Source organism: Roseomonas marmotae, assembly GCF_017654485.1.
In the GTDB taxonomy this organism is placed as follows: Bacteria; Pseudomonadota; Alphaproteobacteria; order Acetobacterales; family Acetobacteraceae; genus Pseudoroseomonas; species Pseudoroseomonas marmotae.
The window spans coordinates 1-20,529 of record NZ_CP061094.1 but is presented as its reverse complement, the minus strand read 5'-3'; the positions used below and the strand labels follow the sequence as shown (position 1 = coordinate 20,529).

18 protein-coding genes and 1 pseudogene are annotated in these 20,529 nt (G+C 67.1%); 6 read left to right on the top strand and 13 right to left on the bottom strand.

Features of this window, described 5'->3' with window-relative positions; translation table 11 throughout:
- The first annotated feature begins 9 nt into the window (after positions 1-9).
- The gene (gene hpnH / locus IAI58_RS18615) at positions 10-1,221 is read left to right on the top strand and encodes an adenosyl-hopene transferase HpnH (RefSeq protein WP_207450955.1); all 1,212 of its coding nucleotides are present in this window, start codon (positions 10-12) and stop codon (positions 1,219-1,221) included.
- Here hpnH and IAI58_RS18610 read toward each other — a convergent pair.
- The 8 genes from IAI58_RS18610 to IAI58_RS23410 form a co-directional block, all read right to left on the bottom strand.
- Positions 1,135-1,830, bottom strand: a complete 696-nt coding sequence (locus IAI58_RS18610) for a phosphorylase family protein (RefSeq protein WP_207450957.1) — start codon at positions 1,828-1,830, stop codon at positions 1,135-1,137. The two genes, hpnH and IAI58_RS18610, sit on opposite strands and share 87 nt — an antisense overlap.
- The gene (gene shc, locus IAI58_RS18605; protein WP_207450968.1) at positions 1,827-3,788 is read right to left on the bottom strand and encodes a squalene--hopene cyclase; all 1,962 of its coding nucleotides are present in this window, start codon (positions 3,786-3,788) and stop codon (positions 1,827-1,829) included. The genes IAI58_RS18610 and shc overlap by 4 nt, the downstream gene beginning before the upstream one ends.
- Positions 3,788-5,062, bottom strand: a complete 1,275-nt coding sequence (hpnE, locus tag IAI58_RS18600) for a hydroxysqualene dehydroxylase HpnE (RefSeq protein WP_207450976.1) — start codon at positions 5,060-5,062, stop codon at positions 3,788-3,790. Before hpnE ends, shc begins: the two co-directional genes overlap by 1 nt.
- Positions 5,059-5,910: a presqualene diphosphate synthase HpnD gene (gene hpnD / locus IAI58_RS18595; RefSeq protein ID WP_207450984.1), complete on the bottom strand. Its 852-nt coding sequence runs from the start codon at positions 5,908-5,910 to the stop codon at positions 5,059-5,061. The genes hpnE and hpnD overlap by 4 nt, the downstream gene beginning before the upstream one ends.
- The gene (gene hpnC / locus IAI58_RS18590; protein WP_207450992.1) at positions 5,907-6,791 is read right to left on the bottom strand and encodes a squalene synthase HpnC; all 885 of its coding nucleotides are present in this window, start codon (positions 6,789-6,791) and stop codon (positions 5,907-5,909) included. Before hpnC ends, hpnD begins: the two co-directional genes overlap by 4 nt.
- Entirely contained in the window at positions 6,788-7,957 is a 1,170-nt protein-coding gene (locus tag IAI58_RS18585; protein ID WP_207450994.1) for a glycosyltransferase, read from the bottom strand. Before IAI58_RS18585 ends, hpnC begins: the two co-directional genes overlap by 4 nt.
- Complete coding sequence (hpnA, locus tag IAI58_RS18580) at positions 7,954-8,967, bottom strand: hopanoid-associated sugar epimerase (RefSeq protein WP_207450996.1); 1,014 nt, start codon at positions 8,965-8,967, stop codon at positions 7,954-7,956. Before hpnA ends, IAI58_RS18585 begins: the two co-directional genes overlap by 4 nt.
- A 620-nt stretch (positions 8,968-9,587) precedes the next feature.
- On the bottom strand, positions 9,588-9,806 hold the full coding sequence (locus tag IAI58_RS23410; RefSeq protein WP_336512712.1) for a DUF6726 family protein: 219 nt from the start codon (positions 9,804-9,806) through the stop codon (positions 9,588-9,590).
- 121 nt (positions 9,807-9,927) lie between these two features.
- On the opposite strand from IAI58_RS23410, the gene IAI58_RS18575 reads away from it, so the two are divergent.
- Both IAI58_RS18575 and IAI58_RS18570 read left to right on the top strand, forming a co-directional pair.
- A complete protein-coding gene (locus IAI58_RS18575) occupies positions 9,928-11,259 on the top strand; it encodes an IS701 family transposase (RefSeq protein WP_208776159.1) in 1,332 nt (443 codons plus the stop codon).
- Between the two features lie 202 nt (positions 11,260-11,461).
- Positions 11,462-12,793, top strand: coding sequence for an IS701 family transposase (locus IAI58_RS18570; protein ID WP_208776159.1), 1,332 nt, complete (start codon positions 11,462-11,464; stop codon positions 12,791-12,793).
- Positions 12,794-12,808: 15 nt separating this feature from the next.
- On the opposite strand, the gene IAI58_RS18565 is transcribed toward IAI58_RS18570, so the two are convergent.
- A complete protein-coding gene (locus IAI58_RS18565) occupies positions 12,809-13,177 on the bottom strand; it encodes an antibiotic biosynthesis monooxygenase family protein (RefSeq protein ID WP_207451467.1) in 369 nt (122 codons plus the stop codon).
- A gap of 70 nt (positions 13,178-13,247) precedes the next feature.
- On the bottom strand, positions 13,248-14,264 hold the full coding sequence (locus IAI58_RS18560; protein WP_207451469.1) for a zinc-dependent alcohol dehydrogenase family protein: 1,017 nt from the start codon (positions 14,262-14,264) through the stop codon (positions 13,248-13,250).
- Positions 14,265-15,078: 814 nt separating this feature from the next.
- Here IAI58_RS18560 and IAI58_RS18555 point away from each other — a divergent pair.
- Both IAI58_RS18555 and IAI58_RS18550 read left to right on the top strand, forming a co-directional pair.
- A complete protein-coding gene (locus IAI58_RS18555; RefSeq protein ID WP_207451470.1) occupies positions 15,079-16,035 on the top strand; it encodes a LysR family transcriptional regulator in 957 nt (318 codons plus the stop codon).
- 117 nt (positions 16,036-16,152) lie between these two features.
- Positions 16,153-16,563, top strand: a pseudogene (locus IAI58_RS18550) (IS5 family transposase); the annotation flags it as partial.
- A gap of 228 nt (positions 16,564-16,791) precedes the next feature.
- Here the strand turns inward: IAI58_RS18550 and IAI58_RS18545 are convergent.
- On the bottom strand, positions 16,792-17,820 hold the full coding sequence (locus tag IAI58_RS18545; protein WP_207446459.1) for an IS110 family RNA-guided transposase: 1,029 nt from the start codon (positions 17,818-17,820) through the stop codon (positions 16,792-16,794).
- An 86-nt stretch (positions 17,821-17,906) separates the two neighbouring features.
- Here IAI58_RS18545 and IAI58_RS23535 point away from each other — a divergent pair, with 86 nt between their 5' ends.
- On the top strand, positions 17,907-18,158 hold the full coding sequence (locus tag IAI58_RS23535) for a transposase (protein WP_208776265.1): 252 nt from the start codon (positions 17,907-17,909) through the stop codon (positions 18,156-18,158).
- Positions 18,159-18,259: 101 nt separating this feature from the next.
- On the opposite strand, the gene repB is transcribed toward IAI58_RS23535, so the two are convergent.
- Together repB and repA are read right to left on the bottom strand one after the other, a co-directional pair.
- Complete coding sequence (gene repB, locus IAI58_RS18535; protein ID WP_207446417.1) at positions 18,260-19,318, bottom strand: plasmid partitioning protein RepB; 1,059 nt, start codon at positions 19,316-19,318, stop codon at positions 18,260-18,262.
- On the bottom strand, positions 19,318-20,523 hold the full coding sequence (repA, locus tag IAI58_RS18530) for a plasmid partitioning protein RepA (protein ID WP_208776264.1): 1,206 nt from the start codon (positions 20,521-20,523) through the stop codon (positions 19,318-19,320). Before repA ends, repB begins: the two co-directional genes overlap by 1 nt.
- Positions 20,524-20,529: the final 6 nt, after the last annotated feature.

Genomic DNA, 20,529 nt, shown 5'->3' with positions numbered 1-20,529 from the left:
AGCGCGATTTTGGGAATTCCCCTTGGGCAAGCAGCCCGGATCGGAGCCTATCTGGTCCGTCAGAAACTGTCCGGCCGCAAGCGCTTCCCGCTTGTGCTGATGCTGGAGCCGCTGTTCCGTTGCAACCTGGCCTGTGCGGGCTGTGGCAAGATCGACTACCCGAATGAAATCCTGAACCAGCGCCTCTCCTTCGACGAATGCATGGCCGCCATCGATGAATGCGGCGCGCCCGTCGTCTCCATCGCCGGCGGCGAGCCGCTGCTGCACAAGGAGATGCCGGAGATCGTCCAGGGTTACCTCCAGCGCAAGAAGTTTGTCATCCTCTGCACGAACGCGCTGCTGCTCACCAAGAAGATCGACGACTACAAGCCGAGCCCGGCCTTCACCTGGTCCATCCATCTGGATGGCAACCAGGCGATGCACGACAAATCCGTCTGCCAGACCGGGGTCTATGACAAGGCGGTGGAGGCCATCCGGCTGGCGAAGTCGAAGGGCTTCCAAGTTTCCATCAACTGCACCCTGTTCAATGACGCGGACCCCGCGCAGACCGCCGCCTTCTTCGACGAGATGAAGACCCTCGGGCTCGACGGCATCACCGTCTCCCCCGGCTATGCCTATGAGCGCGCGCCGGACCAGAAGCATTTCCTGAACCGCACCAAAACGAAGGAGCTGTTCCGCGGCATCCTTGCACGGGGGCGCGGCGGCAGGGATTGGCCTTTCACCCAGTCCCGCATGTTCCTGAACTTCCTGGCGGGGAACGAGAGTTACCACTGCACGCCCTGGGGCAACCCGACGCGCACGGTCTTCGGCTGGCAGAAGCCCTGCTACCTCCTGGGCGAAGGTTACGCCAAAACCTTTGACGAACTGATGAACGATACCGAGTGGGACAAATACGGCGTCGGCAACTACGAGAAATGCGCCGATTGCATGGTGCATTCGGGCTTCGAGGCCTCGGCGGTGGACGACATGATGCGCCACCCGCTGAAGGCGCTGGCTATCACGCTGAAGGGCGTGCGGACGGAAGGCGCCATGGCGAGGGATATTCCGCTGGATAACCAGCGCCCCGCCGAATTCGTCTTTTCCGGCCATGTGGAGAAGAAGCTGGGCGAGATCCGCGCTGCCAAGCACCCGGGGTCACACAAGCCCCGTATCACCCGCACTGGAGGCAGCAATGGGGGAGGCAGCAAGCCGGGCCCCGAGCCGGTGGTGGCCGCCGAGTAGGGCGCGGAAGGCCTTCTCCGCCTCCCACCCCGTGCGGATCAGCGCCGGGAGCTGACGCGGATCGGCCGCCAGGGCGCGCAGCACGGCAGAGATGTCCACCCCGCCATCCGGCCGCATCCCGCGCTGGGCCGCTACGGGAAGGTCGCGGTCCGCCCCATCGGAAACCACCCGCGCGACGGCGAAGGGCAGGCCATGCCGCCGCGCCGCGCGTGCCGCCAGATGTGATTCCATATCGACGCCGACGGCCCCTGTGGCACGGTGCAGCGCCGCCTTTTCCACCGCGCGCGCCACCATGGTGTCGCGGCCGAGCTGCACACCTTCCTCGGCGCCCGGCAGCAGGGCCGCGAGGCGGGTCCGCCATGCCGCATCCGTGGGCCAGCTGTCCTCTCCATCCCGCACAGCAGTGGCAACAATCCAATTCCCAGGCCGCAATTCCGGGGCCAGCGCGCCGGCAATGCCGATGCTGATGATGCCTTCCGCCTGTCTCGCGTGGGTCTCCAGCAGGGCAGCCAGCCGCCCGGCATTGCCACCTCCTGCCAGGACCTCGATGTCGGGGGTGGCGAGGATGCGTTGTTCCCGCCGCAGCCCCGTTACGGCCAGGATGGTCACATCCCCTGGCTCACATATCGCGCGTTGCCGGCGCGCAGGTTGCGATAGCGCGCCAGCGCCCAGAGTGGGAAGAACTTCGGGTATCCATGGTAACGCAGATAAAAAATACGCGGGAAGCCGCCACCTGTATAGGCTTCCTCGGGCCAGAGCCCATCCTCCCCCTGTGCGTGGCACAGCCATTCGATGCCGCGCGCCACGGCCGGGTTATCCACCTCGCCCGCCGCCATCAGCCCCAGCAACGCCCAGGCTGTCTGGGACGCGGTGGAGGGGGCCGGCTCGTAGCCCCGGTAGCCCAGCTTGTAGCTGTCGCAATCCTCGCCCCAGCCACCATCATCGTTCTGAATGGAGAGCAGCCACTCGGCACCCCGGCGCATGCTGGGACGGGAGGCGTCGAAGCCAGCCGCATTCAGCGCACACAGCGCGGACCAGGTGCCATAGACATAGTTCACGCCCCAGCGGCCGAACCAGCTTCCGTCCTTCTCCTGCTCGCGTCCCAGGTAATCCAGCGCGCGCCGCATCTCCGGCGTATCCGTCCGCCCGAGCTGAGCCAGCATGCTGACACATCGTGCGCTGACATCAGCCGTCGGCGGATCCAGCAGCGCGCCATGGTCGGCGAAGGGGATGTTATTAAGAAAATCATGGTTGTTATCGACGTCGAAGGCGCCCCAGCCGCCATTCGAGCTTTGCAACCCCACCACCCATTCCGCGCCGCGCTCGATGGCGGTGTCATGCCCCTCCCCTGCGTCGAACTGGCGCCGGGCACGATCCATCGCCATGACCACGACGGCCGTGTCGTCGAGGTCCGGGTAATGGGCGTTGCGGTACTGGAAGGCCCAGCCGCCGGGGCGGATATTGGGGCGCATCTCGGCCCAGTCGCCCTTCACCTCCAGCTCCTGCCTCGGGCGCAACCATTCCAGGCCGCGCAACGCGGCGCCGGCCGCTTCCCCCCCCGCCTCCATCATCGCGTGGCTCGCCAGGGCGGTGTCCCATACCGGGGAGACGCAGGGCTGGCAGTAGGCTTCGTCCTCGCCCACCACGAGCAACTTCTCGATCGCCTGGCGGGCGATGGCGCGGCCGGGGTGCTCCGGGCCGTCGCCCAGCGCGTCATACATCATCACGCTGTTGGCCATGGCGGGGTAGATGGCGCCGAGGCCATCCTCGCCATTCAGCCGCTCCGTGACGAAAGCCTTGCAACGGGCGATGGCCCGCTGCCTTTGCCCTCGCGGCCAGAACGGCTCCGCCTTCCGGAGTGCCATATCCAGGCCGTTGAAGAAGGCCGCCCAGCCACGGCGCTGATGCGTGCGCCCCGTGCCGGCCCGTATGCCGGGGCGGAACAATTCCCTCACCCCGATGCCACGCGGGTTGCGCGCGCGCCGTTTCAGGGCCTGCAACACCAGCAGCGGCACGACCACGGTGCGCGCCCAGTAGGACATCCTGGAAAGATGCACCGGAAACCAGCGGGGAAGAAGAATCATCTCCACCGGCATGGCTGGCACGGCGGACCAGGGCAGCTCCCCGAACTGCGCCAGCAGGATACGGGTGAAGACATTGCAGCGCGCGGCACCGCCATGGGCGAGAATGGCCTCCCGCGCACGCGCCATATGCGGTGCGGCCGGATCGTCGCCGATCATCTTCAGGCTGAAATAGGCCTTCACCGAGGCGCTCATATCGAAGGCTCCGCCATGGAAGAGCGGCCACCCACCATGCTTGCCCTGGATACGACGCAGATAATTGCCGATCCTGCGCTCCAGCGGCAAATCATCCGCCTCGCCGAGATACTGGCGCAGCAGGACGTATTCGGCGGGGATGGTGGCATCCGCCTCCAACTCGAACACCCAGTGCCCGTCATCACGCTGGTATCGCCCCAGCGCGGCCGTGGCATGGCGAATGGCGTCCTCGACACCATCCGGCAGGACCGGCATGGCCGGGCTTGCCTGGAACGAAAGGGCATCTTTCATCACAGGGGATTTTGTGCCGCGAGAAGCCCCGAGAGCGCAAGCGCCGCCGCCGTCTCTCCCGAGCGCAAGGCGCCCTCGATGGTGGCCGGGAGGCCCGTCGCCGTCCAATCCCCCGCCAGGGCCAGGTTGGCGAAGGCCGTCCGGCCCGGGGGGCGGCGCGCATCCTGCCCAGGCGTGGCCGCGAAGGTGGCCCGCCTCTCCTTGACGATCCGCCCCGGCGGCGGCTCGGGCGGCAGGTTCAGTGCCACCGCCACCTCCCCCCACAGCGCCGCCAGCAAGGCGTCCGCATCGTGCTCCAGCAGGTGATCGGCGGCGCTGATGGTGACGGAGACGCGGTCAGCGAAAGCGAAGACCCAATCCGCCTTGCCGCCCACCAGCCCGGTGATGGGCGGCGTCCCCGGCGGCGGTGCGAGCCGGAAATGGGCGTTGACGATGGCGTGGAACGAATCGGGCACCATCAGCCCCGGTACCATCGGCGCCACCACCCAGGGCGGCAGGGCGAGGATCACGCGATCCTGCGCGTCCAGCAGCTCGACACCATCGGCGAAGTCCAGCGCGGCGACACGGTCGCCCGCGACCTTCAGCCCGCGCAGCCTGCGGCCCAGGCGGATCGCGGCGCCCGCTCCGCGCAGGTAATCCAGCGCGGGCTCGATGAAGGCGGCATCCAGGCTGGGCACCGCCACCAGGGGGCGGCTGGCGGCGCCACCACGCGCCAGGCTCTCCCGTATCACCGCGCCGGCCAGTTCCGCCGAGCCTTCCTCCGGCATCGTGTTGAGCACGGAGATGAGCACGGGCTGCAACAGCCGCTCCCAGAGCGTCCCCCGGCAGGGCAGGATCTCGTCGATCCGCTTACCGGGATGGCGCCGGGCGAGCCGCGCCAGGGCGGCATAGTCGCGCAGCACCGTGCCCGGCACGCGCCGCCTGGAGGAGAGCACCCACCAGGGCAACACGCCGTTATTCGGGCGCAGCGTCCAGCGTGTCCCGTCCCGCAGGTCCAGGAAGGGGAATTCGGCGGAGGGTGGACCGGCCAGCCGGTGTTCGGCGCCGATCCTCCGCAGATAGCGCCCCACGGCAGAATTGCCGGACAGGACGAGGTGGTTGCCATTGTCGATGAGCATGCCCAGCCGGGCATCGTGATAGGAACGGCAGCGCCCCCCCGCCTGCGGCGCGGCTTCGGAGAGGATGACACGCATCCCGCGCGCGGCCAGCGCCACGGCCGCCGAGAGGCCGGCGAGCCCCGCCCCCACGACGTGAATGCGCGGCGCGCGCGTCATCCGCCCAGGCCGCAGCGCGCCACGATCCACAGCAGGCGCGGCTTGCCGATGCGCACGCGGCGGCGCGGCGGCGCCCAGCCCTGGGCCAGCATGTCCCGCAGCAGGCATCGGTACACCGCGCCCATCAGGCGGGGCGCGAAAAGCCGCCCCCGCGGCCGCGCGCGCAGCACCTCATGCGCCGCCGCGAAATGCGCCTCCGCCTCCGCCGCCAGCCCGCGCGAGATCTGGTCGATCCGCGGATCGGTGATGACGATGGCGGGATCGGAGGAGGTGATGCCCGCCGCCGCCAGCGCCTCACGCGGCAGATAGAGGCGGCCGATCTCCGCATCCTCCTCCAGGTCGCGCAGGATATTCGTCAGTTGCAGCGCGCGACCCAGCTCATGCGCCAGCCTGTGGCCCGGCCTTTCCTCCATGCCGAAGACACAGATGGAAAGGCGGCCGACGGCACTCGCCACGCGGTCGCAGTAGAGGTCGAGCGTGGCACGATCCGGGGCGCGGATATCGGCTTCGACATCCATCGCCATGCCATCCACCACCGCCAGGAAATCCGCCTGCCGCAGCCCGAAATCGCGCACCGCATCGGCCAGGAAGGCGGCGCGGCCGGCGGGCCGGTTCTCGTAGAGCGCCGCGAGGTCGGCGCGCCATTGCCGCAACTCCTCCGCGCGCGCGGGGCGCGGCCTCGTGCCGTCATCGGCGATGTCATCCACCAGCCGGCAGAAAGCGTAGATGGCGAACATCGCCGCCCGCTCTGCCTTGGGCATCAGCCGCATGGCCGTGTAGAAGGAACTTCCGGAAACCCGCGCCTGCAAGGCCGCGGGGTCGAACGCCGCCTGCATGCCCGCGCTCATGCCCCGCCTCCCGCCATGGCAGGCCGCCCGCGCAGCCGCCGCCCCATGCGTGCCGCCAGCACGCCCAGCCCGCCGCGAAGGGACAGGGTCAGCACCTCGGCCTTGCGGTGATGCACGCGCTCCGAAAGCGGGTCCCGGTGCAGCAGGCGTTCCGTCAGGCTTTCCGCCAGTGTGTGGATGACGCCCACTTCCATCGCCAGACGACGGTCGGCGATGCTGGTGGCGAAGGGGCGGGATTGCCGCAGCAGCAGGCCGCAGCGTTCCGCCAGCCCGCCAATCACCCCGCGCAGAGCGGGGGAGGCCTTCGCCTCGCCCAGCGCCTCCACCGTGACGCCCGCCGCCCGCATGGCATCCAGCGGCAGGTAGACGCGGCGGAGCGCCGCGTAGTCCTTCCCGCAATCCTGCAAGTGGTTGATGACCTGCAAGGCCGCGCAGAGCGCATCATTCATCGGCCAGAGCCTGCGCGATTCACCATGCAGGTCCAGCACGAATCGCCCGACGGGCGCGGCGGAATAACGGCAGTAATCCATCAAACCGTCCCAGTCCGGATAGTGGAGCTGCGCCACATCCCGCCGGAAGGCTTCCAGCAGGTCGAGCGCATGGCGTTCGGTGAGGCCGCGCGCCTGCTGGGCGGCACGCAGCGCCTGTCCTTCCGGGCTTCCGTGCGCTTCGCCGCGCAGCCCGGCCTCCAGGGCCGCCAACTGCTCCAACTTCATGCCGGGCGCGGCCGCGGGGTGGTCCGCCACGTCGTCGGCGGCGCGGGCGAAGCGGTAGAAGGCCATGATGGTGGGGCGCAGTTCCGCCCGGACCAGATGCGAGGCGACCGGAAAATTCTCGTCCTTATGCCCCTTGCCGGAGGCGAGGTCGGCTGCCTGTGTCATGCGCCACCCGCCATGGCCTGGGCCCTGCCCTTCCACATGCCGCCCCGGCCCCGCCACACGCCCAGCGCGGATTGCAGGGTGAACAGCGCATAGGCCGCGCCGATCACCGGCAGGGCCAGGCCCCAGAGCGGGGAGACGCGGTAGAAGCGCAGCATCGGCTGGAAGCTCAGCGCCATGAGCAGCCAGGCGGCGGCGCCCGCCCAGGCCGCCGCGCCATCGGCCAGGATCGCCAGCGCCGGGGGGGCGAGATAGGTGAGCGCCATGCCAGCCAGCGTGGCCGCCAGCAGCAGCGGCGAGTATCCGAGCTGCGCATAGGCGGAGCGCGCGATCATGCGGCCGATCTCCGCCACGCTGCCATAGGGGCGCAGGCTAGCGGCGCGGCGCGTCAGCCCGAGCCAGACCGGCCCCTGCTGCTTCAGCCGCCGGGCAAGGGCACAATCATCGATGATCTCGCCACGGATGGCGGCGATGCCGCCCGCCTGCTCCAGCGCGGCCCGGCGCACCAGCATGCAGCCCCCCGCCGCCGCGGCGATGCGCCGCCCGCGTTGCGCCACCCAGCGGAAGGGATAGAGCATCTGGAAGAAGAACACGAAGGCGGGGATGAGGAACCGCTCCGCCCGGTTGGTGCAGCAGAGCAGCGCCATCAGCGAGACCAGCACGTGACGCCCCTGCTCCGCGCGGCCCACCAGGGCGCGGAGATTGCCGGGGCTGTGATGGATATCGGCATCGGTGAGCAGCAGGTATTCCGGCGCTCCCTCGGCTGTGTCCCCTGTCGCCCTGGCAATGCCCTGGTGCTGCGCCCACACCTTCCCCGTCCAGCCGGCGGGCAAGGCGGCGCCTGGCAGCACGGTCAGCCGCTCCGCCACGCCGAGGGATTCCGCAGTGGCCCGCGCCGCCTCGGCAGTGCCGTCGGCACTGCCATCATCGACGAGGATGACGCGGAACCCGCCCGGGTAATCCTGCGCCAGCAGGCTGCCGATGGAGCGGGCGATGATGTCGGCCTCGTCCCGCGCAGGCACCACGGCGGCCACGGAGGGCCAGCGCGCGGGCGGCGGCGGTTCGTCGCGGTCATCGCGCTGGCGCGCCAGCCAGAAGCCGCCGCGTGCCGACAGCAGATAGACCCAGATGGCCAGGGCCAGAAGCCCGATCCCCAGCGCGGCGCTCATGCCAGCTGGCCCACCTGGCGGAACCAGCTCAGGGCATCCGCGATGCCGTCTTCCCAGGGGCGGCTGCGGTAGCCCAGTTCGCGCTCCGCCTTCGCCGAGGTGAAGTACATGCGGTAGCGCGACATCCGCAATCCATCCAGCGTCAGCAGGGGTTCCTTGCCGGTGAGCCTCGCCATCACCTCCGACCCCACCGCCAGCGGATAAAGCGGCAGGCGCGGCAGGTTGATGCGCGGCGCCGGGCGCCCGGTGCGGCGCGCGATCGCCGCGAGGAAATCGCGCAGGGACAGGTTCTCGCCGCCGAGGATGTAGGATTCGCCGATGCGGCCATGCTCGAAGGCCATCAGGTGGCCCTCGGCGATGTCGTCGACATGCGCGAAGTTCAGGCCGGTTTCCACGAAGGCGGGAATCCTGCCGCGCGCGGCATCGAGAATCATGCGCCCGGTGGGCGTGGGCCGGATGTCATAGGGGCCGATAGGCGTGGAGGGATGGACGATCACCGCCGGCAGCCCCTCCTCGCGGATCATTGCCTGTACCGCGCGTTCCGCCAGCGTCTTGCTGCGCTTGTAGGGGCCGATGGCCTGTTCCGGGTTCAGCGCCGCCGTCTCGTCCACCGGCTGCGTCGCCCCCGCCACCCGCAGCGTCGCCACGCTGCTGGTATAGACGATGCGCTCCACCCCGGCGGCGAGGGCCTGCCGCATCAGCGCCGCCGTGCCGTCCAGATTGACGCGAAGCATCATGGAAGGGTCCGGCGCCCAAAGCCGGTAATCGGCCGCGACATGGAACAGGAAGCGAATACCCTGCAATGCGGTGCCCAAGGAGGCCTCGTCCGTCAGGTCGCCATAGGCTGGCTCATGATCGAGGTCGTGCAGGTTGCCGCGCGGGCTGGAGGGACGGATCAGCAGCCGGGGCCGAACGCCCCGCCGGTTGAGCGCCCTGGCCACGGCCGAGCCAAGGAAACCCGAGGCCCCCGTAACGAGGACGCTGTCCTCCGGCAGCAAAGCCACGCTCATCCGTTCAGCGACCCGTGCATGGCACCACCGTGCTGGAAGCTCCGGGCCTGCAAGAACTGTCCGGTCTCCACAGCCACAGTGCTCATCCTCCGCTTTCGACTGGCCGCGCGCATGGTTCCGGCAGGTGTTGCGCCGGGCGGGCAGCCGGTGCCCGGGAGGGTAATCTCATGGAGATTCTATTGTAAACGATTGATCAGGCCATGCTGGGAACAGAGCTTCGCGATCAGCCTAGGTTGCGCTTACAGCCCGCAGCCGTCGAGGGTTGTTGGTCCGCCCTCTCCTGCTCATCGCCATCGCCTCGTGGTCGGCCTGCGCTGCGTCTGCTGGTAGATGAGCGATGAGGTCGATGACTCGCTTATCAACCTCTGCGGCATAGACCTCCCAGGCATTCATCCTGGGCTCAAACTCTCACGGAACAGTTTGGCGAATGCCTGCCCGCCGGGTGTCCAAGCCGCTTCATATGGAAATCGTCCGGCGATGATGCGCTTCCCGTGAGCGAAGGCTACAGCGCCCTGCTTGATGTAGCGGCATATTCCAGCGGCTGCCCTGCACCACAGCCGGCACCCCGGCGCCATCGGTAACAGAACCCCTTGGTCCTTCCGGGCTACTGAACGCCTGCCCTAAGGATCAACGACATCACCCACTGCGTGAATAGGCGCCCCAACGGGGTCACCGACGATGGGCACAGCCTTCACGACGTCGCCTGTCACACGGAAGGGCAAAGCAACCACGCCACAGCCCCCCAGGGGCAGCAGCACCGCAAGGAACAGGAACAGCCTTATCTGGCTGACCCTGGTCCCAAGGCCGCTTTCATGAAGCCGCCTTGTCCGGCCAATCATCTTCAGCATGAATCCAGCCTCCCTGACCCGACTCTTTGTCTGGTCAAGCCTAGCACTACCTGGGCATTTTGTTTGCGTATGATCTGATGGTGTGCGACGCCTCCTGCTGGAGGCGACGATGATGACGAGCATCCTTGGTGGTGGAGCAGATCTGGATCGCTGGCTAGCGCCGTTCCTGGAGGTTCTGGGGCGCAAGACCCGCCGCACCTGGGCACCGCTCTACCTGCGGGGTCTGCTCGGACCCGGCGAGCGCAAGAGCCTGCAGCCGATGGCCGCCCGGCTTGGCTTGGGCGGCCACGACCAGCTGCAGCACTTCATCGCCAGCCCCGCCTGGGATGATGCGCCGCTGTGGTCGGTGCTGGCGCAGCAGGCCGACAAGCTGGTCGGCGGTCCGCAGGCTTGGCTGGTGATCGATGACACGGCGCTGCCTAAGAAAGGCACGATGTCAGTCGGCGTGCTGCCGCAGTACTGCGGCCAACTCGGCAAGAAGGCCAATTGCCAATCGCTGGTGTCGCTCACCCTGGCACAGGGCGAGGTGCCTGTTCCGGTCGGTCTACGGCTGTTCCTGCCGGAGAAGTGGACCGATGACCCTGCACGCTGTGCCCAGGCAGGCGTGCCGGAGGCGGCGATGGCGCCGCGAACCAAGGCCGAAATCGCACTGGACGAACTCGACCGGCTGAGGGCGGCGGGCGTGCGGTTCGGCACTGTGCTGGCCGATGCGGGCTATGGCGCAAGTGCGGCGTTCCGGCAGGGCCTGGATGCTCGGGATCTGCGCTGGGCGGTGGGCATCCCGCGCAACCAGAAGGTCTACAGCGCCGCCGTGCAGCTGGTGCCGCCGCAGGGACGGGCTCGTAAGCCAGTGCCGAACGAAGAGCCAGCAGAGGCGGAGAGGGTGTTGGCCTCGCAAACCTGGCGCCGCATCGCCTGGCGGCAGGGTACCAAGGGCGCATTGGCGGCCCGGTTCGCCGCGGCGCGCATCCGGGTGGGCGACGGCGCGGTTTGGGGCAACAACCGGCATCTGCCGGGTGATGAAGCCTGGCTGGTCGGCGAATGGCGCTCTAGCGGCGAGCGGAAGTACTATCTGAGCAACCTGTCCGCCGACACACCGCTGCGGGCGCTGGCGGCCACCATCAAAGGACGCTGGATCTGCGAACAGGCGCACCAGCAGCTGAAGCAGGAACTCGGGCTCGGCCACTTCGAGGGACGGTCCTGGACAGGCCTGCACCGACACGCGTTGATGAGCTGCATCGCCTGTGCCTACCTGCAGCACCTCCGCCTCGCCGCGCACCGCCGGACGAGGCGGGGGGAAAATGCGGCCCCCAATGCCGGGCCCGCCACCCTCACCAAGCCTGCCCGCCGTGCGACGCGCCATTCTCGACCGCCTGTTCAGCCATCTCGTCACGCCGATCCGATGTCCGCACTGCCGACGCAGGTTCCTGTCACCTCATCATAAAATGCCCAGGTAGTGCTAGAGGCTGTTATGAACCTGGTGCTAGAGAACTGATTTTGCTGGCCTTCCCCAGCGGACCTACCTGCGGAAGGCCGAGCAGATCCAGCATGTTATGAGTGGTTCATAACAGCCTCTAGCACTACCTGGGCATTTTGTTTGCGTATGATCTGATGGTGTGCGACGCCTCCTGCTGGAGGCGACGATGATGACGAGCATCCTTGGTGGTGGAGCAGATCTGGATCGCTGGCTAGCGCCGTTCCTGGAGGTTCTGGGGCGCAAGACCCGCCGCACCTGGGCACCGCTCTACCTGCGGGGTCTGCTCGGACCCGGCGAGCGCAAGAGCCTGCAGCCGATGGCCGCCCGGCTTGGCTTGGGCGGCCACGACCAGCTGCAGCACTTCATCGCCAGCCCCGCCTGGGATGATGCGCCGCTGTGGTCGGTGCTGGCGCAGCAGGCCGACAAGCTGGTCGGCGGTCCGCAGGCTTGGCTGGTGATCGATGACACGGCGCTGCCTAAGAAAGGCACGATGTCAGTCGGCGTGCTGCCGCAGTACTGCGGCCAACTCGGCAAGAAGGCCAATTGCCAATCGCTGGTGTCGCTCACCCTGGCACAGGGCGAGGTGCCTGTTCCGGTCGGTCTACGGCTGTTCCTGCCGGAGAAGTGGACCGATGACCCTGCACGCTGTGCCCAGGCAGGCGTGCCGGAGGCGGCGATGGCGCCGCGAACCAAGGCCGAAATCGCACTGGACGAACTCGACCGGCTGAGGGCGGCGGGCGTGCGGTTCGGCACTGTGCTGGCCGATGCGGGCTATGGCGCAAGTGCGGCGTTCCGGCAGGGCCTGGATGCTCGGGATCTGCGCTGGGCGGTGGGCATCCCGCGCAACCAGAAGGTCTACAGCGCCGCCGTGCAGCTGGTGCCGCCGCAGGGACGGGCTCGTAAGCCAGTGCCGAACGAAGAGCCAGCAGAGGCGGAGAGGGTGTTGGCCTCGCAAACCTGGCGCCGCATCGCCTGGCGGCAGGGTACCAAGGGCGCATTGGCGGCCCGGTTCGCCGCGGCGCGCATCCGGGTGGGCGACGGCGCGGTTTGGGGCAACAACCGGCATCTGCCGGGTGATGAAGCCTGGCTGGTCGGCGAATGGCGCTCTAGCGGCGAGCGGAAGTACTATCTGAGCAACCTGTCCGCCGACACACCGCTGCGGGCGCTGGCGGCCACCATCAAAGGACGCTGGATCTGCGAACAGGCGCACCAGCAGCTGAAGCAGGAACTCGGGCTCGGCCACTTCGAGGGACGGTCCTGGACAGGCCTGCACCGACACGCGTTGATGAGCTGCATCGCCTGTGCCTACCTGCAGCACCTCCGCCTCGCCGCGCACCGCCGGACGAGGCGGGGGGAAAATGCGGCCCCCAATGCCGGGCCCGCCACCCTCACCAAGCCTGCCCGCCGTGCGACGCGCCATTCTCGACCGCCTGTTCAGCCATCTCGTCACGCCGATCCGATGTCCGCACTGCCGACGCAGGTTCCTGTCACCTCATCATAAAATGCCCAGGTAGTGCTAGATTGCTACCTCTGGCTGGTGAACCAAGTGGAAGTCGCTCTTTCGTGCTGAGGCAGCCTGACCTTGGCTTCCCGGCTGCGGCCCCGCCTCCACGTGGAGAACGACAGGGTTGCCGGAGAGGAACGGTTCGAGACGCGCCATGAAGCGAGCATGCGCTTCGCTCGGCTCGAATCCTTCCTTGTGGGCCGCCACGTCCCGCCAGTCCACCGTCAGCAGGTAAAGATCGGCATCCTCGAGCGCTGGCACGAGGCGGTGCCGGATGTAACCATCGGCGCTGGTGAGGAGCGGAGCCACATCGGCGAAGGCAGCCACGAAGGCCGAGCTGGAGCCAGGACGAAGGAGAAGAAGCGCGAGTTCGGTGGTCATTTGATTCCCTCGGGGTTGGGGCGGACGACCGGCCTGGACGGGGGGATCCGCCGGTCGTCCGCGCGACGTGTCATGCAGCGGCCCGCTGGCCGGGGTGCAGCGCTCCCGCCTCGCCTGTCACGTCGATCACGACCTTTCCGCGCAGGCCATGCGTCCTCCCGTTCTCCAGGAGATCATGTGCCTCCCCCATGCGTGCGAGCGGAAACGCCGCGCCGATCACAGGCTTCACCAGGCCGCGCTCGATCAGGTTGGTCAGCTCGTCCAGCTTCCCACGATTCTGGCGGGTGAACACGAAATGGTAGGCGGCATTCTTGCCCCAGGCATCGATGAGGTTCTGAGGCTGCGCGATATCAACGAGGCTGACGACGCGGCCGAAGGCAGAGAGCGTCAGCGGGCTCCGCGTCAGCGTGTCACCACCAATCGTGTCGAAGACGACGTTGACGCCATCTCCATTAGTCTGCCGCAGAACCGCCTTCACATAATCCTCCGCCATGAAGTCGATCGCCTCATCTGCGCCCAGGGAGCGTACGAAATCATGATCGCGGGCCAGTGCCGTCGTGATCACCCGCGCACCGATCGCCTTGGCGACCTGGATCGCGATGGTCCCCACGCCGCCCGCTCCGCCGTGAATCAGCACGGTTTCGCCAACCTTGAGCTGCGCGCGCTGAACGAAGGCTTCCCAGACAGTGCCGCCCACGAGTGTCAGGCTCGCGGCCTCGATGTGAGACAGGTTCCTGGGCTTGCGGCCCACGAGTTCCACGTCAGCGACGTTCTGCTCGGCATAGGAGCCGGCACCGCCGAAGATCTTTGGCGTGTAGTAGACCTCATCGCCAATGCCGAACTCGGTAACATCGGACCCGACTTCCTCAATGACGCCGGAGATGTCGTGGCCGATGATGGCGGGGAGCGGCACGTAATCCGCGTAGTCACCACGGCGGATCTGGCAGTCCAGCGGGTTCACGGCAGTCGCGTGCACGCGCACTCGCACCTGACGCGCCCCGACTGGCGGCACCGGAACCTCGCGCAGTTCGAACGCATCCGGTCCGCCGAAGCGGGTAAGAACGACAGCCTTCATGGTCTGTGACATGGTAGCTTCCTTTCAACAGTGAATGGCTCAGCGGTCTGTGAAGATCCGTTCGGAGTTGGTGTCAGGTTGCTGGCAGGGTCGGCTTCCATGCCTTGGTCCGCATGCGGCGCTCCTTGCCCAGAATGCCGGCCGAAGGAGGCCCACACCGCCCATCGTGTATGGGCCGTCGGCGGCAGTCCTTGGCTTGAGCCCTGACGCAAGCAGTGGACGGAGAGCGACAGCAAGAGGTCTGGCGTGCCGCTCCGCATCTCCGATGGTTGAAGCGGTCTGCATGGAAAGCTGCCTCGATGCGCCCAGCGTAAACCCCGCCGCCTGCGTCCGCCCTCTGTCGACACGTCCAGGAGCCTCATCTCCGATAGACTTGGCACGGCGAAGGGCCTGGCGCCGGATCTCGTAATCGACAGGGTTCACGCTGGTGGCTGCAATCGCCACCACCACGCCTCGGCCTGGGCGAGCGCCGGCCAGAATCACGAGCCGACGGACCTCAGCCTCTCCGAAGGCATCAACCACTGGTGTTCGCATGGATGCCTCCTGCCTGAAGGGTGCTCGACGGGGCCGTCGCGTGTTGTCGTTGCCTATCTGAACCCTTTCAGGAAAAGGCAGAAGCGGGCATTCTCCCGAATCAGCTTCAAGGGATTCTTGAAAATGAGCGCGCCGAAGTCTGGCCACGGCCTGATGTCTGCTTCGGCAACCGAGGCCCGCGCCCATGAGCAGATCTTCGGCGCCTGCAAGCGGGCATGGGAGTCTCTGTCCCAACTTCTGAGAAGCACACGCCGGTCGATGGCGGCTTCAACGCTGACTTGAAAGCCACATCATGGACATCAGTGACCTGGATCTGTTCGTGCGCATCGCCCGGCTTGGCAGCATCAGCGCTGCGGCACGTGACCTCAACGTCACGCCGGCAGGGGCAAGCGCGCGCCTCGCAGCGCTCGAGAAGGGGTTGGGAGCGCGCCTCCTCCATCGCACGACGCGGCAAGCAACGCTGACCGAGGACGGGATGGCCTTCCTGCCGCATGCCGAACATGTGTTGGATGCGGCACAGGCCGCACGCGCGGCGCTTGGCCGCGAGCAGGCGACGCCCCGCGGCACGCTTCGTGTGGCGGCCCCGTCTTCCTTCGCGCGCATGCATATTGTGCCGGGCCTTCGCGAGTTCTGTAGCCGCTACCCGGACCTGATCCTCGATATGCGCATCTCCGACAGTGTGGTCGACCTCGTGGAGGGCTCATTCGACGTCGCTGTCCGCTATACGGAGCTTGGGGACTCGTCTTTCGTCGCGCGGCGGCTGGCGCCCGACCGGCGCGTGCTGGTCGCATCGCCGGACTACATCGCGCGCCGTGGTCGGCCACGCTCACCGGACGACCTTGCCGATCACACCTGTCTCGTCGTCGGCACTCTTGACCTCTGGACATTCAAGGGAGCGGACGGAAAGACCCTGGAGCGGAGGGTGATGCCTGCCCTGCGCATCAATGACGGCGGCGCAGTGCGCGATGCCGCATGTGCCGGGCTTGGGATCGCGCTTATGGCCACTTGGTGCGCGGCGGAGGAAATCCGTAATGGCTTGCTGGTTCCAGCGCTTCCCGAGTACTCGCTTGTCTCGACGCAAACGCTATGGGTGCTCTACCCGAGTTCGCGCGAGCTTGCGCCCAAAGTCAGGGCATTCATCGACTGGCTGGTTGCTAGATTCGGGCCGGAGCCATACTGGGACCGTGATCTCGAAGCAGTGACCGGACTTGGAAATGACTGTGTTGAAAACTCTGCCGCGGGTCACTGATAGCCTGAGTACACGGAGGGGCCGGGTTCTCGTCTAAGAGCCCATCCGGGAAGAAGTTGAATCCGTTGAATCGGTTATGATTCGCTGTCTCTGTGGATGCTTCGCAGAGGCAGACAGATGACATGGACGGCAGAACATCGGCCTGCGGCGGACCGGTACGGTCTGCTCTACCCCTCTGACCTGACCGATGCGGAGTGGGCGCTGGTGGCGCCGCTGATCCGGCCAGCGAGGCGCGGCGGCAGGCCGCGCAAGGCAGATGTGCGCGAGGTGCTGAACGCCGTGTTCTATGTGCTGTCCACCGGCTGCCAGTGGAGCGCGCTGCCCAAGGACCTGCCGCCCAAGAGCACGGTGTGGGACTACTTCTCGCGTTGGGAATGAGACGGCACCATCGAGCGCATGCACCACGCGCTCTACGTCGCGATGCGCGAGCAAGCAGGACGCGAGGCCAGCCCGACCATGGCCATCATCGACAGTCAGACGGCGAAGGCGGCGCAAAACGTATGGCCCGCCCCGTCGGCAAGCGGTTTCTGAGATCTGGCGCAGGCAGTCTGCATCAACGTATCCGGTCTCAGGGTCGAGCCCTGGCCAAGATGGAGATCCGCGCGTCCCAGGCCTCATAAAGGGGCCGGCATCAGGTGCAATTTTGCGCCATAGGCTTGTGGGACACCGGTGACTGTCAGGCCATCTCACGTCCACCACCCGCAGACCTCCTACAGCCTCCTGAGCGCGGGTGCGTGTCAGGGGCCGATCTTGTTTCTAGGCTTTTGCGGGCTGCATGGCGACGAGCTCCGACCTGTTCCGCAGCAGGGCCCAGGCGATGCGCGCCATCTTGGCCGCGAGGGCAACCACGACCGTGTTGCCATGGGCGCGGGCGAGGAGACCTCGTAGCCAGCCGCCCAGGGGAGTTGCGGTCCGGGACAACGACGGCAGGGCTGATCGTGCTCCCTGGATCAGAAGCTTGCGCAGGTATTTGCTGCCGCGCTTGGTGATGCCGAGCAGCTTCGGCCTGCCGCCGGTGGTCGCCTGCCGCGGCACGAGGCCGAGCCAGGCCGCGAGGTCGCGGCCGCGCCTGAAGGTCTCGCCGCTGCCGATGGCGGCCACCAACGCGGTCGCGTTCAGCACACCGATGCCTGGGATCGTCGCCAGGCGCCGGGCCGCAGGATCGTTGCGGGCCATCCCGGCGAACTCCCCGTCGAGCGAGGCGATGCGCTCGTCGAGCCGCCGCCACTGCTCCGCCATGTCCTCCAGCAGCTGCCCCACCCTGGCGCTCACGAATGGAACCTCCGCGGCGAGGACGTCCGCCAGGGTGTCCCTGAGCTTGCGAACCCCCTGCGCGACGGTGATGCCGCGCTCGAGCAGGATGCTGCGCATCTGGTTCATCAGCGCGGTGCGCTGCCCCACCAGACGATCGCGCGCCCGGTGCAGGATCTGCACGTCGAGCTGCTCCTCGCTCTTGAGGGCGACGAACCGCATCGTTGGCCGGGTCGCAGCCTCAGCGATCGCCTCGGCATCCCGGTCGTCGTTCTTCTGCGCCTTGACGTAGGGCCGCACGTATTCCGGCGACATCAGGCGCACCTCGTGACCCTGGCCTGCCAGTTGCCGGCCCAGGTGGTGCGCCCCACAACACGCCTCCATCGCCACGATGCAGCCCGGCGCCTTGGCCGCAAAGGCCGCGATGCTCTCCCGCCGCATGCGCCGCCGCACCACCACACGGCCAGACGCATCCAGCCCTACCAGGCTGCAGCTGTTCTTGCCGAGGTCGATCCCGAGAACCTGAACGTCCATGTTCCGCCTCCCTTTCCGGTTGCCCCAGGCAGGCTACGCGAAAGAGGGGCGGGCCATTCCATAAAGGGGGCGAAGCCGCGCAGGCGATCGGCCGGCCACGTGGCGGGCGGAGCAGCAAGATCCACGCTGTAGCCAACGCCGAAGGCAAACCGCTCGCCTTCGTCCTGACGCCCGGCAACGTCGCTGACATCAGCATCCTGCTCGGCGGCATCGCGCCGCCGCGACGCGTATTGGCCGACAAGGCCTATGATGCCGATCACCTCCGCAAGCCCCTGGAGGCGCAGGGCACCGAGGGGTCATCCCCTCCACCCGCACCCGCCGCAGACCCCATCCGCTGAACCGCCGTGCCTACCGTGGCCGCAATGTCATCGAGCGCATGTTCGGCCGCATGAAGGCCTGGCCACGCTTACCGCCGCCGGTCCGGCGCCCTGACCAGGAGTCAGCGGGTTCTCTTCCGTCCACGCTGCGCGGCATCTGCCAGGAAGCGTGAGTAGAGTTCTTCCATCTGCTCCAGCAGGAAGTTGTCGAAGCCGGGGGCGGCGCCTCTGTCGATGGCGAGCACGGTGCTGCGCGCCGTGGTGGCGATCTTTACCACCCGGGCGCCGCTGGAATGGGCCCAGAATCTTGCGGGCTCCCGCCGGTCCTTCCCTGCTCCTCCCCCGGAGGGGAGGAGCGGTGCAGGATCGCTCAATTGCGCCAGGACCTGCTGGAACCGTTCGTCTGAAGCCGCGTTGAGGAATATCTCTCCGCTCAAGAAAGCATCCAGCGCCCCGGGGGGATGGCCCCGCTGGAAGGCATTCGCCAGTTCCACCCAGCGGTCACGGCCGGTACCCGGGGCCGGGCCGATAGCATCGATGACACTGGCAGGGATGCGCTCTACGACGGTGATGAGGCGGGAAACCGTTGTTTTATCAGCACTTAGCGCCAGCATGATCGTCTCGCGGTCATAGCCGCTCTCTTCCAGCCGGTGGGCGAAGCGCGCTCTTTCGATGAAGGAGAGGTTGGCCCGCGCGCTGTTCTCCTGCCCCTGGGCGAGGATGAGCTCGCGGTCTGAGAGTGGCCGCACCACTGCCCGGACGGGTTTGGACAGTTCCGTTGCCGCTCGCAGGCGTCGATGTCCGAAAGCCACCTGGAAGCGTCCGGCAGCGGTGGGATGCGGCCGCACCAGGATCGGTGAATCCTGTCCGCTTTGTGCGATGCTGTCACGTAGCGCGCGGTAGTCCTCGTCATCCTGCGCCATCCGGTCCGCTACGAAGGAGGCATCGATTATGCCTGGGTCGAGTTCGACGATCACCTGTCCCGAGATCAGGCGGGCTTCCAGTTCCTTTGCCGCGTTAGCCTTGCTGGCCAGATCGTCGATGCTGCGCGTGACGGCTCCAACAGCCCCCCGGCTTGTGAATGGCAACGCGGCGGGGCGTGTCGGGGCTACGGCGCCATCCGAGTTGACGGCCGTCAACTTTGGCTGGGTCAACCCGGCCAGCAGGTTCTTTCGCGCCATCACCCCCTCCCCCACGCTGCATGAATCAGTTCTTCGATTTCGCCATTCACAGCGTCCAGGCACTCCATGGCGCGGTCATAGGTCGCGGGCGTGAAAAGCCTCCGCTCCACCTCATAAAGCGTCTGCTTGGTGATGCCGGCATCGGAAATCGCCACGCTTTTGACCATCGGGTGTGTCAGCACATGCTGGCCAAAGAGCGACCGCATAAAGGCCACCATCTGCGTCTGCGGCCCGTCGCTGGGCTCATAGCGGGTGACGAGATAGCGCAGCCAATCATAGCGCAGGCTGCTGCCAGCGGCTTTTAGATGCCCGAGAACATCCCCCAGCATCAGCAAAAACTGGCACATCGACATCACGTCCAGCATCTGCGGATGGACCGGAATCAACACCGCGGTTGCCGTGCAGAGCGCGGCCATGGTGAGGTAGCCGAGCTGCGGGGGGCAATCGATTACGACGATGTCGTAGTCGTCCGCGACGGTGGCCAGCGCGCTGTCGAGCCGCGCAAAGAAGTCCCGCCCAGTGACCCCGCCTTCATGCGTGGCCAGCACGCGGGGCGTGTCATACTCGAATTCCATCAGCTCGATATTGGCGGGAACGATATCAAGGCCAGGGAAATTGGTGTGGCGGATCAGCTCCTTCAGCGGACGCGCCTCGTCACCATAACGGAGCGCCGCGTAGAGCGTCTCATTCGGTCCGAGATCGAATTCCGGCTGAAATCCATGCAGCGCGGACAGGCTCGCCTGGGGGTCCAGATCGACCGCCAGCACCCGATGGCCCGTCAGTGCCAGATGCTGTGCCAGATGGGCCGTGGTCGTGGTCTTGCCACTGCCACCCTTGAAGTTGACGACAGCGACGACCTGGATGTGCTCCTTGCCCCGCCGGTGCGGCACATAGCGCCGGCTGGCACGGCCATGTTCCTCCAGATAGGTCCGCAATTCCTGGATCTGGGCGGCGGTATAGGAACGGCGTCCTGTGCTGGTGACAGTCGGCGCAGGACCTTTTCCTTCCAGGGAGAGGTTGCGCAGATAGCCGCTTTTCACACCTAGCAGCTTAGCGACCTCCGCGGCCTGGAAGGCGCGCATGGGCTTCTCCGCCGCAGGGGGGAAGAGTTCCAGCCGATGCGCCTGCAGCTTCTCGGATAATTCCTGAGCCTGCGCGCTGATGATGGTGTCGATATCCGCGACCGCCTTACGGTTTCCGGCCAAGCTATC

Excerpts from the sequence above, each read along its gene's own strand:
- IAI58_RS18555 (WP_207451470.1), top strand. The coding sequence starts at position 15,079 with ATGGACATCAGTGACCTGGATCTGTTCGTGCGCATCGCCCGGCTTGGC.
- IAI58_RS18575 (WP_208776159.1), top strand. The coding sequence starts at position 9,928 with ATGACGAGCATCCTTGGTGGTGGAGCAGATCTGGATCGCTGGCTAGCG.
- IAI58_RS18560 (WP_207451469.1), bottom strand. The coding sequence starts at position 14,264 with ATGTCACAGACCATGAAGGCTGTCGTTCTTACCCGCTTCGGCGGACCG.
- repB (WP_207446417.1), bottom strand. The coding sequence starts at position 19,318 with ATGGCGCGAAAGAACCTGCTGGCCGGGTTGACCCAGCCAAAGTTGACG.
- IAI58_RS18585 (WP_207450994.1), bottom strand. The coding sequence starts at position 7,957 with ATGAGCGCCGCGCTGGGGATCGGGCTTCTGGCCCTGGCCATCTGGGTC.
- IAI58_RS18570 (WP_208776159.1), top strand. The coding sequence starts at position 11,462 with ATGACGAGCATCCTTGGTGGTGGAGCAGATCTGGATCGCTGGCTAGCG.
- hpnC (WP_207450992.1), bottom strand. The coding sequence starts at position 6,791 with ATGACACAGGCAGCCGACCTCGCCTCCGGCAAGGGGCATAAGGACGAG.
- IAI58_RS18565 (WP_207451467.1), bottom strand. The coding sequence starts at position 13,177 with ATGACCACCGAACTCGCGCTTCTTCTCCTTCGTCCTGGCTCCAGCTCG.
- IAI58_RS23410 (WP_336512712.1), bottom strand. The coding sequence starts at position 9,806 with ATGATTGGCCGGACAAGGCGGCTTCATGAAAGCGGCCTTGGGACCAGG.
- hpnD (WP_207450984.1), bottom strand. The coding sequence starts at position 5,910 with ATGAGCGCGGGCATGCAGGCGGCGTTCGACCCCGCGGCCTTGCAGGCG.
- shc (WP_207450968.1), bottom strand. The coding sequence starts at position 3,788 with ATGAAAGATGCCCTTTCGTTCCAGGCAAGCCCGGCCATGCCGGTCCTG.
- hpnA (WP_207450996.1), bottom strand. The coding sequence starts at position 8,967 with ATGAGCGTGGCTTTGCTGCCGGAGGACAGCGTCCTCGTTACGGGGGCC.
- IAI58_RS18545 (WP_207446459.1), bottom strand. The coding sequence starts at position 17,820 with ATGGACGTTCAGGTTCTCGGGATCGACCTCGGCAAGAACAGCTGCAGC.
- hpnE (WP_207450976.1), bottom strand. The coding sequence starts at position 5,062 with ATGACGCGCGCGCCGCGCATTCACGTCGTGGGGGCGGGGCTCGCCGGC.